The organism is Puniceicoccus vermicola (assembly GCF_014230055.1).
Classification (GTDB): Bacteria; Verrucomicrobiota; Verrucomicrobiia; order Opitutales; family Puniceicoccaceae; genus Puniceicoccus; species Puniceicoccus vermicola.
The window spans coordinates 1-17,756 of sequence record NZ_JACHVA010000092.1 but is presented as its reverse complement, the minus strand read 5'-3'; the positions used below and the strand labels follow the sequence as shown (position 1 = coordinate 17,756).

The following is a 17,756-nucleotide window of genomic DNA, read 5'->3' as shown; positions in this document are numbered from 1 at the left end:
GATGAAGCATCCCCTCCGTATTTTAACGGGCACCACCGCCTCTGGAAAGTCGGACATCGCCTTGGAGTGGGCTCGTTCAACCGGTGGCTGGATTCTCTCCTGCGACGCGCTATTGTTCTACCGAGGCGCGGATATCGGGACCGCAAAGCCGAGCCGAGCCGAGCGGGAGGAGATTCCTCATTACGGCATCGATCTCTGCGAGGCTCACACCGTTTTCGATCTTCCCCGGTACATTGAACACTCTTTAGAGGTGCTGCGGCAGGCTGAGTTACAGGATGTGCCTGTCCTCGTTGCTGGAGGGAGTGGTTTCTACGCGGCGGCCTTTCACGAGCCGCCTCCCGACCCCATCCTCGTCCCGGAAGAAATTCGCGATCAGGTCAAAAGCCTGGAACAGGAAGGGGGCACGAAGTCATTGAGGGACGCCCTTCTGAAAGTAGACCCCCATCCGGATATCGATCTTCTCAATCCCCGCCGGATTGTCCCGGCACTCGAACGTTGCCTGACCACCGGACTCACGACGAAGGAATTACGAGAAAGACATCGCTCGCTCCCCTGCCCCTTTGCGGATTGGGAGCGTTCTTGGTTTCAGGTCGATCGGGATCCGTCTATTCTCGACGAGCGGATCGCTCAGAGGACCCGCCAGATGCTTGATCAGGGATTAGTCGAAGAGGTGCGGGGGCTGCGCTCCGCCGGAATGGAAGAGAACCCCACCCTCGCCTCGGCGATCGGCTACCGTGAAACCCTTGATTTCTTGGACGGCACCCTCGCGGCAACGGAATTGGCCTCCAGCATTACCACCCATACTAAACGTCTTGCCGCCCGCCAGCGTCGCTGGATACGGAAACGCATGCCCGAAGGCCGGATGGTGGAGAGTGCGGCGGAGATTATCTAGGGCCGCGGAACAGAGGTGATTCGTGTAGCCCTCGCAGGAGGGACGCCCGAGCAGCTCCTCTTCCCTCAAGATTCTTCGAGAAGCTTCTGGAGGTCCTGAAGCGTAATGGCTGGGCTTTGCCAAGATTCACCCTCTGGCTTGCCGAGAAGCTGGTTCCCGTCAGCGTCAAGAACGACTAGGTAAGGGTTGCCACGAGCGGCGTATTGTCCGAGTCCGGAAGCCCGACGCTCATCAAATTTAACAGCGGGGAAGTTCATCGATCCCCATTCCATGTATTCCTTCATTGCATCGGCGGATCGATCGCTGCTCATGAAAACCAGTTGGAAGTTCGGGTACTTTTCAGAAGCTTCGTCATACCATTCTGAGAAGCCCGGTGTAAATTGACGACAGGGAGGGCACCAGTGAGCCGAGTAATAGACGGCGATGATGTCCTTCCCCTCCAAAGCGTTAGGCGCATCTACAAGCTCATCGCCCTGAAGCTTCACCAAATCTGGAGACAGCCGATCTTGAAGGGTTCCGGCCAAGGCCGAAGAAGCCACAGCACTGAGAATCAGAAGAGAATTCAGAATAGTTTTCATAGTCTTGAGGGGTTAAATGTGCAGGAAATCTGAAGAATAATCGCTACCATAAACCTACCCGTAGGACACCCGAAAAACAAAGGTATTCCCAAAATTCTCGAATGAGCGATCAATCACCGGCGCGAACGCCAGTGATATTTTTCGACCGCCTCAGTTCCCCGAAACTTCGACCAGCTTTTGTCTCACCTGAATATTCGAGGCATCTTCACTGGGGGTCTGTCCATGCAGGAAGAACTCCGCCTGAACGCTCGGTTGAAGAACTAGGCAAAAAGTGGAACCGCCGAAGTGAAACATTCCCAACTGCTGTCCCTTCTGAACCATTTCTCCTTCCTTTACGGTAAACTCACAGGATGAGACCTCGGACATCCCGATAAATAGGAGGGCAATGGTTCCAATATCGGGGTCATCGGATTCGATAAAGACATAGGCCCGAGCGGCGACGCTCGAAAGATATGGCATGGATTCCGCGGGAGTTGCCGGATAAAAGTCGTTTGCGGGAGAAGCCGCATAGAAGGTTCCCGGAATTTGTTTAATCTTGAGGATCTTTCCGGAGACCGGTGCATGCCAACGGTGGTAACTGGTCGCACTCAGAAACGCTTGATAAACGGTTCCGCCTACGAATGGCTCAATCATAGGATCGTTCTCGAACATCGTATTCAGCGAATATGGCTGCGATTTCAGCCAGAACTGATCCTGGCCCTTGACGGACTTCGACAAACGAAATGGTGCCGATTCGCAAGGGTTGACAATGACCTTCGAATTCTCGGGCTCTGCGATGGGTCGAACGCCCGGTCGCAGGGTCCGGGTAAAGAAGTTGTCCCACGAGGTAAATCCCCAGTGCGGCTGGGAAGGATCGCAAACAAAGGTTTCCTGGAAGCCACTCATCTCCTCAAGCGCACTCTTTCCGAACCATCCGATTTCGGGATCGTCGTTAAGCACCTCTGCAGAGTCAGTTGTCGTAAGATATTCTCCCCACTTTTTCAGCAATTTCCCCAGCGCTTCATTAACCCGACTGTCCAAAAAGGCGACCTGCCCGGAAGGTGTAGCCATCACCCAAGCCAGGGCATCATTCAAGGGGCAGCCGACTTGCGGAGAAGAGTTATAGGTGGGGCCGGAATGAACGGCGACATTCAGGTCATCGAGAAGCTCCTGATAGTTTTTGGGAGCCGGACGACCAGCCGGCGTCTTCTCAAATCGGGCTTCATCCGGGATTTCCTCAAACATCCGATTGAAGAGAATGTATATCTCTTGATTCTCCTCAATGAGGTCCGAAAGCGCCTGAATCTCAGGAGTCCAGGAACTGTGATCGTGATCGGAGTGGTAGGCGACTGCCGACGCACCAAATGAAAAGACCAATGCCGAGAAGCAGAGAGCGAATGAGAAGCTGGCATTTTTGAGTTTCATAGAACTAGAAGTATTCGGGTTGAGAAAACGAATTGTGGAAAACGTTGGTTTTAGGCTATCAGCAGCGTTCGTTTTGCCAATCAAATTTGCACTGCTTCTGGTGCTTTTATTGATCGTGTTCTATCAATCGAGCTTCCTGCCAGTGAGTCAGAAAGAATTCAAGATTTCGCGGAAGCTTCGACCCAGGGTTAGCCTATCGTCACTTCATTTGCTCTATAAATGGACTCCCATAAGCCAAGAATCTTCAGTTCCGAAAACCCGAATCGAGGAAACTTGCGACTGGGGAATTGACTCTGCGACCCGGAAGCCCTGATCTGGACGAAATGACCCGGGCCAACAGCACGCCGATCACCCTCGACTTTTCGAACATCGATGAGGACGCCATTCGCGGACTCATCAAGGAGCACAACCTTGCCCTCACGCCAGATGAGGCCCTCCAGATCCAGAATCGGATTCTGAAGCGCCCTCCCACCCTGGCCGAGTGCGTGCTCTGGTCGATTCAGGGTTCTGAGCACTGCTCCTACAAGAGTAGTCGCACTCACTTGAAACAGTTCGTCACCGACGGGCCCAATGTCATCCTCGGGCCCTCCGAGGACGCCGGAATCGTCGAAATCGCCCGCGACAAGGATGGGGTTCGCTACGGTCTGGCTGCCAGCCATGAGTCGCACAACCACCCTTCTCAAGTCGTTCCTTATGAAGGAGCTGCCACTGGAGTTGGGGGCAATGTCCGGGATGTTTGCTGCATGGGAGCCAAAGTGGTCGCCGTTGGCGATGGACTCCGTTTTGGCGATATTAAGTTGCCCAAGAGCAAGTGGATCCAAGAAGGCGTCGTCGCCGGTATCGCCGGATACGGGAATCCTCTGGGCATCCCCAATCTCTGCGGAGACGTCTATTTTGACCCGGGCTACAACGACAACTGCCTGGTCACAGTGATGACGCTCGGAGCCATCTCCGAAAAGGCGATCCTCCACTCTTACGCCCCCAAGAATGCGGACGGCTACGATTTGATCCTCGTTGGGAAGCCTACTGACAACAGTGGTTTCGGCGGAGCGAGCTTCGCGTCCGGGGAATTGGACGAAAAGGAGAAGGAAAAGAACAAGGGCGCTGTTCAGGAACCCAATGCTTTCCTCGAGCGTCATTTGCTCAAGGCTACTTACGCCCTTCACAAGATTTTGATTGAGCGCGGCGACATCGACCGCGTTGGCTTCAAGGATCTCGGTGCTGGCGGGATCGCCTGTGCCAGCGTCGAAATCGCCGATTCGGCGGGCTATGGCGCGGAAGTCGAAGTGGAAAAAGTTCACGTCGGCATGGAAGGTCTTCCACCCCACGTCATTCTCTGTTCCGAGACGCAGGAGCGTTTCATGTGGGCCGTGCCCCACGACCTGACAGACCTGATCCTCGAACACTACAATTCCACCTTTGCCCTGCCTGAGGTTTCGAACGGGGCAAAGGCCTCTGTGGTCGGTCGGATTCGCGAAGATGGTCTTTACCGCGTCACTTGGCATGGCGAAACTCTCGTCGAAGCCAAAGCCTCGGAAGTGACCAAGGGGATCGTTTACGATCGTGAATACGTCCTTCCGACTCCAAAGGATCCACCCATTCCGGAACCTTCGGTCGCGATCGAAGATCTAGGCAAAGACCTCCTTTCTCTTCTCGCTCATCCGAATATTTCTTCCCGGAAACCGATCTTCGAATCGTACGACAAGCAAGTTCAGGGAGCGACCCAAGTCGAAGCGGGTCGTGGAGATGCGGGTGTTTTCCGTCCTTTTGTTGATCCGGAATGGCCGGAAGAGATCCGGGAAACGGGCGCCGTTATCAGTCTGGATCAAAATCCCCGCCACAACCGGAGCGATTCGGAGCGTGGTGCGGCTTGGGCCGTCGTCGAATCCTATCGCAATGTCTCGGCCACTGGAGGACGTCCCGTCGCTTTCACCGACTGCCTCTGCTACGGCAATCCCGAAAAGCCAGAGCAAATGGGAGATTTCGTTGCCGGGATGCGTGGAGTTGCCGAAACCGCAAAATCCTTCCACCTGACCGAACATCCGGATTCACCGATTCCGATTATTGGTGGGAACGTCTCCCTCTATAATGAATCGCAAGGGCAGCCGATTCCCCCGAGCCCAATGATTGCCTGCCTCGGACGGATGCCCGATGCCTCGAAGGCCGTGCCCTTTGGATTTCAATCCACCGGAAACCGCGTCTACCACGTCGGCGAATTTTGCGATACGCTGGCAGGGTCCCTCTTTCTTGAACAAAAGGGGCTCGAATCGCCAAGGATCCCAGCTCCAGAACTGAAGGAAATCGAAACCACCGCGCAGACGATCGTTCAGGCCATTGAGGCCGGGCAGATCACTGCCTGTCACGACGTTTCCGATGGAGGTCTGCTGGTCGCCTTGGCCGAGTGTTCCATCGCCAATCGGATCGGCTTCTCCCTCTCCCGGGCCGATTTAATCGACAACGCGGCCGCCCTTTTCGGTGAATTCGGCGGATACGTAGCCGAAGTTTCCGAAGACCAAGCCGAAGCCTTCGAACAACTCTGCGCGGAACGCAAGGTGCCCTTGACCAAGCTCGGGATGACCGGAGGAGAACGGTTCCAGCTCGGCACCTCCTTGGATCTCTCCGTTTCTGAAATCAGCGAGACCTGGGAAAACGGTCTTCGCATCGAACTCGACTCTTAATTTATTCATCTGCCCACAAAGACATGGCCAAAACCGACTACAAATCCTCCGGCGTCGACATCGACGCTGGGAACGAAGCTGTTAACCGCATTGGACCCCTCGTTAAGACCACCTTCGGTCCCGAAGTCCTGACCGGTCTCGGTTCCTTCGGCTCGATGGTCGAGCTCGGGCCGACGCTGAAAAATTACACGAATCCGGTCCTCATTCAGAGTATCGACGGCGTGGGCACGAAAGTCTCCGTGGCCAAGATGGCCGGTAAGTATTACAACCTCGGGATCGATGTTGTCAGCGCCACGACCAACGACATTCTCGTCCACGGAGCGTCTCCAGTGACCTTCCTCGACTACATTGCCAACGAAAAGCTCGATCCGGCAGTCGTCGAAGAGATCGTATCCGGGATGGTGGAAAACTGCCGCGAGAATGGCATCGCCCTGGTCGGTGGGGAAACGGCAGAAATGCCTTCCACCTACCTCGCCGGAGAGCACGACATTGTCGGCTGCGTGACCGGACTCGTCGACAAGGATAAGATCATCAACGGGGCGGACATCTCTGTTGGCGACGCGGTGATCGCCCTGCCCTCTTCGGGGCTTCACACCAACGGTTTTTCGCTGGCTCGCAAAGTGTTCTTCGAGGTCGCCAAAATGACCACGGAAACCTATGTAGACGAGCTGGGTGAAACGGTCGGCGACGCCCTCCTCCGCCCTCACCTGAATTACCGCAAGCCCATCGACGCTTGGATCGCTGGAGGCGTGAAGATCAAGGGTCTCTCCCACATCACTGGAGGTGGCTTCCTGGAAAATATTCCGAGAATCCTCCCCGAAGGAACTTCCGTCGAAGTGGAAAAAGGCACTTGGCCCGGTCTTCCCGTTTTCTCCGTTATTGCCGATGCCGGTGAAGTCGAAGAGATGGAAATGTTCCGCACCTTCAATATGGGAATCGGCCTCGTGGCCGTCGTGCCGGAAGCAGAAGCCGAGAAGGCCCTCGAAACGATTCGAAGCATCGGCGGCAGTGCCTACCGCATCGGATCCGTCATCGAAGGTGACCGAAAAGTTCTTTTAAAATGAGCCAAGACAAGAAGCGAGTCGCCATCGTTCAATTTCCGGGAAGCAACTGCGAAGCAGAATCCGCAGCGGCCATCCGGCGCAACGGAATGCAACCGGAGGAGTTTCTCTGGAATCGGGATCCATCGGAGTTGGCGGATTTCGACGGATTTTTCATCGTCGGAGGATTTTCCTACGAAGACCGATCGCGTGCGGGCGTTCTTGCTTCCCTTGATCCGGTTCTTGAAACCGTAGCGGCCCAAGCCGACCTCGGGAAGCCGGTTCTGGGAATTTGCAATGGCGCCCAAGTTCTGGTCGAGAGTGGTCTCGTGCCGGGGCTCAAAGGTCGTCGCCCCGGTATGGCGCTCGCACCGAACCGCCGCCAGGTGGGCGACCACCTCCTCGGATCCGGTTTTTTCAACGATTGGTGCTACCTTCGCAGCGCCCTCGCTCCTGAGCGGACCGCTTTCACTCGCCATCTCAAGAAAGGCGACCGAATCCATATTCCTTTCGCCCACGCCGAAGGACGTTTTCTGGCCCCGCCAGAACTCCTTGAAGAGCTTCTCGCCAACGGTCAGGGAGCCTTCCAGTATTGCAGTTCGGACGGCACCGTAGATTCACACTTTCCCATTAATCCAAACGGATCTGCAGCAAGCCTGGCAGCCGTGACGAATCCGGCCGGAAACATCATGGCCATGATGCCCCACCCGGAACGGACGCCCGGCGGAGATGCCATCTTCTCCTCAATGCGGGAAGCCATGGAAACCCGTGCGACTACAGAAGCTGCAGAATTGACCTTTCAAATCGGGAAGGAAGAGATCGACAATTGCCAGACCAGCGACGGCAACGAGATTCTCCCGATTTCTCTGATTATCACCGATACCACCGCGAAATCCGTCGAGCAGGGATTAAAGCGCATGGGATTTTCGGTCACGGTCGAGAGACGTATTCTCTGGGAGATCGAAGGCGACAACCTCCCCGATAATTGGCAGAAGGAAATCGCCGAGACTGGTGAGCTGTTCAACAGCAACAAGGAGTTTGTAAACAATAGTCCGGTGGGTGATCCTTCGACCACGGCCGTTCTCCGGGTCACTCCCCGGGATGATCTGCGCGGCCGTCGCATTCTGGAGACTCTTCACCACCGTTTCCACTTATCCTATCCTCAAAAGTTGGGGTATTCTGTGGCTTGGATTTTGAAGTTTGAATCGATGGAAGCCCGGCAAAAACTGTTGCCACAGATCGTTTCGACCCACATCTTCCACAATCCGGTGGCCGACAAGGTCTGCGAGCGCTCTGAACTTCCCAGCTGAAGGAGAGGATAGCCATGCGTTTCTCGGAACTTGATTCTCACATTTCCCGTCTCTTGCGCGACGTCTTGGAGGAGTCGAACGCCTCCGTCCCCAAGAAGGTTGGGAAAGTACGAGACATTTATACCGGAAAGGATCGAATTGCCCTCGTATCCACGGACCGGCTCAGTGCATTCGATCGCTCGATCACCACGATCCCACTTAAGGGCCGTATTCTCAACTTGTTGAGCGCTTGGTGGTTTTCGGAGACCCGACACATCATCGACAACCATTTGATCGATATCCCCCACCCAAACGTTCTGATCGCGAAAAGCTGCAAGACCGTGCCAGTGGAGTTTGTCGTTCGGGGCTATATGACGGGATCGACCTCGACCTCCCTCTGGACCCATTACAAAAAAGGGGTACGCAAGTACTGCGGGAACGAGATTCCCGAAGGGCTCCGCAAGAACGACAAGCTCCCTGAACCTATTCTCACTCCGACAACCAAGGATGATGAGCACGACGAACCGCTCTCCGGAGCGGAAGCCGTATCTCGTGGCCTCTTGACCGAACAGGTCTGGGAACAAGCCTCGGCGGCGGCGCTCGCCCTTTTCAAATTCGGCTCAAAAGTGGCCGAAGACGCCGGTTACATTCTCGCTGATACCAAGTATGAAATGGGAATCGACGAGAGCGGAAATCTCATCCTCATTGACGAAATTCACACTCCCGATTCCAGCCGTTTCTGGAAAGCCGCCTCTCTCCCCGGACGCATCTCTCGCGGCGAAGAACCTGAAAGTGCGGATAAAGAATTTCTCCGTCTCTGGTACGCCGATCGCTGTGACCCCTACAAGGACGAAAATCTTCCCGAAGCCCCGAAAGAGTTGCGTCTAGAACTGACCCAGCGCTATTTCGGCATCTACTCGGCGCTGACCGGAGGGAAAGAGATCCCCTACGACTGGGAGGAAGATACGCAGAAGGCGATCGCGGAAGCCGTAGCCCGCGGCCTACGCGAGTAATTAGCGGTAGTCTATCCTCAATCAGGCTTTCTCTAAGGTCTAATTGATGGAATGTACCTTGTGTAGATGTGATCGAGTGCCGGGGCAGTCGTATACGGCAAGACTCCACCCCCGCAGACCCACTGGAAACTTCGGGAGGAATCGGAAGTCAAATTTACCCCTTGTGTCATCGAAATCGTAATCACACGAAAAAGCGGCATCCGCGATCCCGAGCGACATTCGGATCTGGGGGCAAGCCCCCGGACCACGGGGGGAAAGCGTGGTTGGATGGCTTGCCGTCCAATCTCCTCCTACGTCAGATTGGTGACCGCGGGAACAAACTTTTCGAAGGTTTTTTAATCGGCCGGGAAAGTTTTGGCGACATCCACTACCCCGAGCGACATTCGAGTCTGGGGGCAAGCCCCCGGACCACGGGGGAAAAGCGTGGTTGGATGGCTTGCCGTCCAATCTCCCCCACTGCGGACTAGTAACTTTATCCCCTCACGACTACATTCGATACGGGTAATCCTCGGCTCGTCGGCAGAGTCCGGCTTTCACCGGATTTTCCATCAAATAGGTCAGCCACTTTTGGTGTTCCTCCGGGCCCCTTATCCATCGATCATACCACGAGGATTGCCAGAACTGCCCTTCCCGGCCAATGGCGCGATTCACCGCACGAGCGCTGCGACTTTTGAATCGGCTCCAGGCTGTGCGGAAATCATTGATCGAACTGCATCGCAGAGGAGCTGTGACCAAATGCAGGTGATTCGGCATGATGATCCAGTGGTCGAACGACAATCCCTCCGAGTCATAGAGATCGAGAAATTCCATCATCGCCCTCGCCCCATCTCGGTCGGTGAAGGGACAGAATCCCTCGGCCCGGTCCAACGCCTGTTCGAGAATGGCGAAATGGCGGCGGTGGGATGCTTTCGCCTCGTCCGAGGCCGGATCAATCTGTCGGAGTGTGTCGCTGATTTCCCTGAGACGTTCTTTAGTAGATATCGGAAGAGAACCCTGGCAACGTAAAGTCACCGCATAACAGCCGCAGTCTACCACCCAATGCGGAAGGCTATCGTTATAAACACCCAGAAAACAGGAGCTCCAAGGTCCGCTCATCTCATTATTGATCCCTAAGAGGATCAGCAAAGTCAAACTCCCTTCGTGGTTAGATGGCTTGCCATCCAATCTCCTGCTGCGTCAGATTGGTGACTGCGAGACTAAATTTTCGAAGGTTTCGTATCGGCCGGGAAAGTTTTGGTGTTATCCGCTACCCCGAGCGGCATTCGGATCCGGGGGCGAGCCCCCAGACCACGGGGGAAAGCGTGGTTGGATGCATTGCCGTCCAATCTCCCATGACGACCTCGGTCGACCCGAATGACTCAAAACGGAAACCCGAAAGAGAACAGCAGAGTTCCTGCGGGATCGGTTGGGCGGCGGTGCAGGTTGTATCCGTATTCCAAACGCACGGGCCCGACGAAGGTCTGGTAATTGATCCCTGCACCAATCGAGTCGAGGTAGACGCCGTCTTCGATCACCATGCTGTTGGCGGAAATCGTCGTTGCGTCGTAGAAAACCACGAGGGCAAAATTCCCGACTACTCGCTGCTCCAATTCGATATTTCCAAGGATGTAGGTCTGGCCTCCGATCAGCTCCCCTTGGGAATCAATGGGGGCGGCTTCCCCGTATTTATATCCACGGACCGAGTTCTCCCCTCCGAGGAAAAAGCGTTCCGAGAAAGGGATGTTCTCAGAATCCTCTTTCCAGGAAAAGATGCCTCCGTATCGGAGGGCGACATGGAAAATCAGAGCATCGGTCAAGGGATGATGGTAGGCCGCTCCGAGTTCCACTTTTTCAAAATCGACGTTACCGCCGAGGAAATCACTGGCAGTCTTGGATGTCCCAGCTATCTGGTAACCGCGCGTGGGAAAGAGAGCATTGTCCAATCGATCCAGGGTGGCTTGGCCCTTGATGCTGGCAACGATGGCATTGTCTCGGGAATCGAAGGATTGGTTCCCGAAACGAATTGAACGCTGGCTTTCAAAGCCGTACTCCAAACCGGTGGTCAAGCCGTTGAGAAAGTCGGGATTGACCGTCCCCCCCACGGAGATTCCGGCCACTTCACGGTCAAAGGAAATTTCCTGGCGGTAGAGGTAGCCTCCTTGACTGAAAGCGGTCACATCGGTTCCGAAGATTTGCGGGATACTGTAGGTCCCTCGAACCGAGGTTGCCTTAAAACTTTGCTTTGCTTCGAGATCGATTCGGTGTGCTCGATGGAATGGATTGTTCAACTGCCAATGAACTCCAACTCTCGCCAACTCGTAACTCCCCCAGCCGGCGAGAAGACTCAGCTGCTCCCGAAGACCGGGGGTTATTTCATAGATCACATCCCGCTGACCCGATTCGTCCGGTGCACTCAAACTCAGGTTCACTTCGTCGAAGACACCGAGGGCCATCAATTTTCGACGCCCTTCCGATACTTGAAGAAAGTTCAACAACTCTCCGCTTTGAAGATCCGTTTGTCTTCGAAGAATAGTGTCCTTTACGTCGGGATCGCCAGTGAAGACGATATTTCGAATTGTGGCTTTCTCCCCTAGTTCGACTTTGAAAAGATAGTCCCGTTCAACAACCCCATCGTTTTCCTGCCCTTCTTCGGTAATTTCGGAGGTGACTTTGACATCCGGAAATCCTTTACGATAGGCCGCGTTGGAGAGGCCTTGGCGAACGTCTCTCAGCCAGTCCAGATTATCGACTGTATCCTCCAGAGTATGGGTCGATTTTTCAACGACCTTATCATCCTGATAAATAATCTCTTCGTAGGACTTGACCTTATACAACGGACCTTCGTCGATCTCCAGGGTGACCTGAACCGCGCCCGTCTTGTCATTCATTTTCACCTCTCGGTTCGTGACACGGGCATCCTGGTGTCCGAGACTATTCAACTGATTCAACAAGCGCCCAATCCGGTCGTTGAGATTATTGGGCGTAAAAGCACGGTCGCTTTTTTGAACGAACAGTGTCCCCGTGGGTATAAAATAACGACGGACTTCGTCTTCTGGAATGACTTCGACTCCCTTTACATCAACATTGTCGTAAAAATAGAGAACCCGCGGCTGGATCTGGTAAACCACACTCTCGGCTTCGAAATTAGCCGGGAGAACGACCGTGTAGGGGTGAGTCCAGGTGTAGGAAACTTCTCCCTCCGAAGTTTTCATCCGGCCGACGACATTTGGGCGCAAGTGGCCGGTTAATTTTACCTGCTCAAGGAGAATGAAGGCGGAGTCCTCCAGAAGCGCCGCATCGAGCTCCACAACCTCTTTTTTCGAAAATCCATGGAGAAATGAAAGTCGACTCTTCAACCGCATGTCGGAAAAGAGGCCCATTCCTTTCACTTTAATATTCTCTTGAGCGACAACCGGACAAGCAGCCAAAAGCAGTCCGATCCAGAAGAACCAGATCCGTCGTCGTAGGATAATTCGAACTGGATTCCTAGCGCTCAAGGAGGATTCGTACGAGATTCAAATTGTATGTGTCATAGCGGTCATACTCCCCTTCAATCGACCATAGGTCATTGATGCGATAGGTCACGTCCACCGTCGATCGACCGTTCTCCGTCACCTCTTGTCCGATCTCGACACTGAAACGATCGGCAAGCGTATCCTCCCCCGAACCTGGTCCGAGCAGTACTTGCCCCAGATAGAGTCCGATCGCTCCGGCTCCTCCCCCATCTAAAGAACCTGTGGCCAACAGTCGGACGATTTGCGCATTGCTCAACGTCGGGGTAGAGGTGAATTGAATCTGAGGCGAATCGGAAGAGCCCGATACGTTCATGCCGACAACGTAGCGACGATTTTGACCAACGGCATCCGCTTCGAGTTGCAAGAGATTCGGTTCGTCGGGAGTGATGAACGCTTCAAACGATTCGATCCTCATGCTAATCCCGGGAAACCGAACACTGCCACTGGTCGCGCGCACCGATCCCAGGAGCAACGGGTCCCCAAGAGTACGGGTCAGGCGAAGCGCGGCTGACAACTCCGTTGAAAAGATAGAGCTCCTTACGCGGAGGAAATCCTGTCCTTCAATCGTCAGATTCAAACGCCACTTCGAAAATGGATCAGCGTCCACGGAAAAATAGGGAGGGCTATTGCCGGGACCACTTTCGATGTTCGGCGAAAACGGATCGATGTTGATGAGAAAGGTACTATTTCGAAGATTTAGATCTCCCTTCAGTAGCGGCGTACGCTCGTCCTTCTGTTGAGCCAGAGTTAGATCCAAATCAGTTCGAATAATCATGTCCGTGGTGCGGGCAACCGGGACATTTTCTCCGCTGATCTTAAATTCGAACCATGGATCCATCCACTCATCGAAATGAACCGTCCCACTCGTCGTAACCCCTCCTCCGCCAAATGAGGCTCCGGCATCTTTCAGCACGACTTGCCGCCCCTCGAATTCGAGTGTCGCGTGAATATCATCCACGGGAGAAGAATAGAGTGTGGGCCGAATCGCAAAGCCCGTGATGTCCACCTCCCCTCGCATTTTGAGACCTGGATCAATCCCTACCGTTCCGGTGATTTTTCCTTGGGGTCGGAAAAGAATCGGTAGTCGATCCTTCCATACCGAAGCATCCCAATTCTTCAATTTCACATCCGCGCGGGTGCTCGAAAGAATCTTCAAGGCATCCAGGTTTTCTTCTTTCTGCAATTCCTCGAGGACGACCGGGAAGGGCAATTCAGCGTTGATGCCAATCCCTGAATCCCGCAGTTCGAGGACTCCCTGATTGAGAAGAATCTTTTCCTCGTTGATGACGAGTTCCAGTCCGAGTTTCCTCACCTGCGGGAAATCATCCCCCACCCACTCTTTCTCCAGGTCGATCGAGTCGAGATCCAGGGAAAGGTGAACTTGCGGTTTTTCGACGGATCCGGCGACCTTCAACTCGATTTCACCGCCTTCGAGACGAGGCCCTCCCCACTCTTGAATCAATTCCTGCAGTTCGGGGCTCCATTTTCCTGCAATTGAGCCACTCATCTCGCCGGAGGATAAGACTCTCAAAAATGGCTCGGACTTTTTGCTCCCGTCGCGCGCGGCCGAGGAGTCTTCCGCTGATCGATCATCCTCGGCGGAGGGTTCTGGATGGGTCAGAGCCCAAGGATTCAAAACAATCGGGACAGTCAATTTTCCTTCGACTAACGGAGTGTTTCCGTAAGAGGCGTCCAATTCTTCCAAATTAATCCCCGACTTATCCAATCGTGCCTGAAGACGAGCGGACACCAAGGAACTTTGGGGATTATCACGCCAACCCGCTTTCACGACTGCACTTCCAACCAATACGGGTTCAAATTCTTCGACTTGGAGGGAAACCGTGTCCACGGACACCACTGGCAGAACGGTTTCGGGAGAAAGCCAACCGGAAAGGTCGCTCGCGTACAAGCCCGAGATTTCGACGGTTCCTTTCATCGGTGGATGCCACAGCAATCCTAATTTTCGTTCCTCCCCACTGAGAAGAATTTGTCCAACCTCCAAACCTTTCCAAGGCAGTTGGTCCACCTTACCCAAATCGAGTCGGATCTCTGCCGGATTCTGTAATTCTAAGAAGGTCTCCCGTTTCTGCCTCCAGGTCAGTGTGTGGAGTTGGCCAGAGAGGACCTGCCCCGTCCGTTCCCAGGCGGTTAAAAGCTCTACGTCTTCGTCCTCGGCGGCGACTTTCAGATGAGCGATGATTCGGTCGGCTCCGACACCTTCCCAATCCACCGAGAGATCGAGAGGTTTCAAACTCGGCTGGGTAAACTGGCCGACCTGCAGGGTCCCTTCGTGCTGAAGTTGAGTCCACGGGCCTGCAACTTCTCCCTCAAAACGCACCGGTCCTTCGATTCCCGTTTCGATCCCAGCCAGTGCTTCCAGATCATCCGCTTGGAGATTGGCATTGGCTTCGAAAGAGAGAACTTTTTCCTCCAAATTAGCGGTCCCCATTATCTCGGCCATACTCCCCTTAGGAAGGGTTGCCCGGAGAGATTCGATTCGCACGACCGGAAATTCCAGTGAACCCACGACATCCACTGATCCCAGCAAATGGCCATCTGCCGCGAGATCCTCTCCCCCCATCGAGAAGTGTAATGGAGAATTCCCTCCGGGAACAAAATTGGCCTCGAGAGAGCCCAGAATCTTCCCCGTTGCCGGATAATAATTTTGTCCACTGAGGTCAGCCGATGCGACGAATTCAAATGGAGCCTCCGACTGCAGGGTTTCCAGATTGACGCGAGCTGGCTCCCCGAGGTTGAGATGGACCCAGCTTCCATTTACTTGAAATGTCTGGAGCTCAAGCTGTTTCAGATCCCCTTCGAGCGAAAGATCTACCGTCAGTTTTTCCTTCGCGACTCCCGCTCGCATCGATGTTTTGAGATCATAACCCGAGCCATCCCAGTCGAGCTGAAGAGATTCAATGATGAGCGGATCCAGATCCGGTGGCAAAGCTTCAATTCCTTTCGGAATCTCGAGGGACTCAACATTCAGAGCGGTCGTCGTAGGCAGCCATTTTTCTGATTTCCATTCTACCAAGAAAGCTCCCTCGCCTTTTTCGCGCACGATTTTCCCTTTTAATTGAGGATTCTCGGAGTTCGCCTCGAAATCTGCCTGAAGCGTCAAATTCCAATCATCGACCTCTGTTTTTAGATTCCACTGACGGTTGGCAGGAAGTTCCGCATGGAGTTGTAGATCGGGAAGGTCTCCACGGGGCGCGGTACTCAGCTCAAAAACCCCACCTCGGAAGGAGGTTGCCGAGACGATGAAGGGTTCGGACTCTTCCTGGATCGACAGGGTAAACTTTTCCAGCCAAACCGGCGGCAGCCAACGCTCTGCAAGCTCGAGGCCCTTATGGACGTTGTGGAAAACCGCTTCCGGCCCTGGAGCCGGGTCGTCTGATTTTTCAGCAGGAGGAGACTCCCAGAGTTGCACCGAAAGATCCTCCAATCGAATTTCACCAGCTTTTTCCGGACGCCGACGTAATCCGTGCCAGAGCCAAGGTAGAGGCATGGGAGTTCGCAGTTCAGCTAGGCCCACCTCCATGCTAGGGTTTTGGTAATGGATCCCGCGGAGGACCAAATCGCCCTTCTCGCCCCGACTCGCCGAATCCACCTCAATCTCGGCGATTCCCAATAAACGGGGAGCCGCCCAAGGAAGCCAGTACGCGCTGGTGCCCAGGAGCAATAGCAGTCCCAGGAGGAGGACTAACGTCGCCCCGATGAAAATTAGCGCAATTCGCTTCACAAGAAGAGTAAGGGGCACACCATACGTGAAATTTGAGAAAATGGTAGGGCTGCCATCAATCAAATCGAAAGGAAAAAAATCGTTCCCGGCAAGTGGCGAAAAGTCGCTGTGAAAAAGTTATCCTCCGAAGCGCATTCTCCGGACAAGATGTGTCCTCAGTGAGCATACCTCCCGTTCCCGATTGACTTTAGTCATTCGGCCGAAACGGCTTATCGCCTTTGCGTGGTTGAAAGGTTTCAGCGATGCAGAAAGCACGCTTTAGTGTGGGTGGGATTTTAGCCGAATGAATCGCACGACTAAAGTCATGCGAGAACGGGAGAGATGAGAGTCGAAATTTGAGGGACCTATCTCAACCGAATCCCAGCTATCCTAAAAATCTTTCCAAATCGAATTCGGAAGACAGAGCTCCGTCTTCTACCTGAGCCCCTCAGCCCGATAGAGCCTCAGTTCCCCGGAACGCTTCTCGTCTTCAATACGGCCCAGAGTCCGATCCCCAATCCAGCTAAAGCCAAGAAGACTCCCGCGCCCATTGAGACTTCGTCTGAGATAATCATGACCCCAAATCCATAGAGAACATAGACGAGTGATATCCCAAGCGGAAGCAGAATGCCCCAGCGAGGAATTGCCGCCACTCGGAACTGGTTCAACAGGAGCAGAACCAGTCCAATGACCCCAATAACCACAATCAGCCAGATTGGCAGTTCGACGCCCAAAGTAATGTTTCCATTGAGCCCATTGACCGAAAAGCTCATGCCACTCATGGACGGGAAATGGCCCGGCATCTGGGGAAATCCGTCCGGCATCCGAGGAGTGCTGATCGTTACGTTGTGAAGGGTCATCCAGCGAATCGGAATCGAGCAAATTAGCAGAATGATTCCGACAACCAGGGCAATGGGGGCATTGTTCTTTTGCATAGAAGATGGGTTTCAGGATTGAGCTCCGCCGGTATCATCACTCAGGCCTGCTCCCAATTCGAGGCAATTCTCCGGTGGTTTACGAAATAAGAAGGTCGAATGAGCGAGTGTATCCTCGCTGACTTCTGAAGGAGACAGAAATTATGGCATCGAAATGAGTCGGGAGACTCCATGGTTTCTCGCTCGGAGAACCTACCGAGAAAGACTCACCGTTATTTCCCGGCGAAGGGTCTCACCTTACACAATCCCCCAAACCCTTACAATAGCCCGATCGACAGCACTCCAACGATCATTCAGATCTCTGCCCTTTTGCTTTCGGAAGATTGCTACTATCCACCTCAAAAATAAGGTTCATCGTCGATTGGCGGGAAAGAAGTAGCAAAGAAGCGGAATCGAAGTTAACTGATGTTGTAACTACACTAACATCAATCACTTCAAAACCGCTTCAACATGAAGTCTGTACTATGTTCCCTGTTTTGGGAAGGCTACACTTTGTATAAACACAAGCATCTGGGAAAAGGGCATTTGTTGTTCATCCTAGAGGCCCTAAACGATCCGGTCTGTGGAGGTTGTGGGCAGAGTTGCCGGAGGATTCACGACCAGTCGCTGCGCCGTATTCGCGACTGTGATCTGTTGGATCAGCGGTTAAGTCTGGAGTTGAGTGTCCGTCGGGTTCGCTGCGGGCGCTGCGGGACGAAGACCGAACGCATTG

At 54.0% G+C, this 17,756-nt stretch carries 12 protein-coding genes; 6 read left to right on the top strand and 6 right to left on the bottom strand.

The annotated features are described in order from the left end of the window. The first annotated feature begins 1 nt into the window (after window position 1). On the top strand, window positions 2-892 hold the full coding sequence (gene miaA / locus H5P30_RS11795; RefSeq protein WP_185693144.1) for a tRNA (adenosine(37)-N6)-dimethylallyltransferase MiaA: 891 nt from the start codon (window positions 2-4) through the stop codon (window positions 890-892). A 65-nt stretch (window positions 893-957) separates the two neighbouring features. Here the strand turns inward: miaA and H5P30_RS11790 are convergent, their stop codons facing one another. Next, window positions 958-1,470, bottom strand: coding sequence for a thioredoxin-like domain-containing protein (locus H5P30_RS11790; RefSeq protein ID WP_185693143.1), 513 nt, complete (start codon window positions 1,468-1,470; stop codon window positions 958-960). Window positions 1,471-1,620: 150 nt separating this feature from the next. Then, window positions 1,621-2,874 (bottom strand): phosphatidylserine decarboxylase family protein, encoded by a 1,254-nt coding sequence (locus tag H5P30_RS11785; protein ID WP_185693142.1) that lies wholly within the window; start codon window positions 2,872-2,874, stop codon window positions 1,621-1,623. Window positions 2,875-3,161: 287 nt separating this feature from the next. On the opposite strand from H5P30_RS11785, the gene purL reads away from it, so the two are divergent. Genes purL through H5P30_RS11765 form a run of 4 tightly spaced genes read left to right on the top strand, consistent with a single transcriptional unit; the run spans window position 3,162 to window position 8,894 of the window. Then, the gene (gene purL / locus H5P30_RS11780) at window positions 3,162-5,552 is read left to right on the top strand and encodes a phosphoribosylformylglycinamidine synthase subunit PurL (RefSeq protein WP_221774354.1); all 2,391 of its coding nucleotides are present in this window, start codon (window positions 3,162-3,164) and stop codon (window positions 5,550-5,552) included. A 23-nt stretch (window positions 5,553-5,575) separates the two neighbouring features. Continuing rightward, window positions 5,576-6,616 carry a phosphoribosylformylglycinamidine cyclo-ligase gene (purM, locus tag H5P30_RS11775; RefSeq protein WP_185693141.1) on the top strand — a complete coding sequence of 347 codons (1,041 nt, stop codon included), beginning with the start codon at window positions 5,576-5,578 and terminating at the stop codon, window positions 6,614-6,616. Further along, window positions 6,613-7,902: a phosphoribosylformylglycinamidine synthase I gene (gene purQ, locus H5P30_RS11770; RefSeq protein ID WP_185693140.1), complete on the top strand. Its 1,290-nt coding sequence runs from the start codon at window positions 6,613-6,615 to the stop codon at window positions 7,900-7,902. The genes purM and purQ overlap by 4 nt, the downstream gene beginning before the upstream one ends. A gap of 14 nt (window positions 7,903-7,916) precedes the next feature. After that, window positions 7,917-8,894 (top strand): phosphoribosylaminoimidazolesuccinocarboxamide synthase, encoded by a 978-nt coding sequence (locus H5P30_RS11765; RefSeq protein WP_185693139.1) that lies wholly within the window; start codon window positions 7,917-7,919, stop codon window positions 8,892-8,894. Window positions 8,895-9,380: 486 nt separating this feature from the next. On the opposite strand, the gene H5P30_RS11760 is transcribed toward H5P30_RS11765, so the two are convergent. From H5P30_RS11760 to H5P30_RS11745, 4 genes are all read right to left on the bottom strand, one after another. Continuing rightward, on the bottom strand, window positions 9,381-10,019 hold the full coding sequence (locus H5P30_RS11760) for an REP-associated tyrosine transposase (protein WP_185693138.1): 639 nt from the start codon (window positions 10,017-10,019) through the stop codon (window positions 9,381-9,383). Window positions 10,020-10,252: 233 nt separating this feature from the next. Next, window positions 10,253-12,370 (bottom strand): BamA/OMP85 family outer membrane protein, encoded by a 2,118-nt coding sequence (locus tag H5P30_RS11755; RefSeq protein WP_185693137.1) that lies wholly within the window; start codon window positions 12,368-12,370, stop codon window positions 10,253-10,255. Further along, complete coding sequence (locus H5P30_RS22500) at window positions 12,360-16,130, bottom strand: translocation/assembly module TamB domain-containing protein (protein ID WP_185693136.1); 3,771 nt, start codon at window positions 16,128-16,130, stop codon at window positions 12,360-12,362. The genes H5P30_RS11755 and H5P30_RS22500 overlap by 11 nt, the downstream gene beginning before the upstream one ends. Before the next feature lie 443 nt (window positions 16,131-16,573). After that, window positions 16,574-17,044 carry a hypothetical protein gene (locus H5P30_RS11745; protein WP_185693135.1) on the bottom strand — a complete coding sequence of 157 codons (471 nt, stop codon included), beginning with the start codon at window positions 17,042-17,044 and terminating at the stop codon, window positions 16,574-16,576. A 450-nt stretch (window positions 17,045-17,494) separates the two neighbouring features. On the opposite strand from H5P30_RS11745, the gene H5P30_RS11740 reads away from it, so the two are divergent. Further along, on the top strand, window positions 17,495-17,756 hold a 262-nt coding region (locus H5P30_RS11740), incomplete at its 3' end, for a transposase family protein (protein ID WP_185691151.1).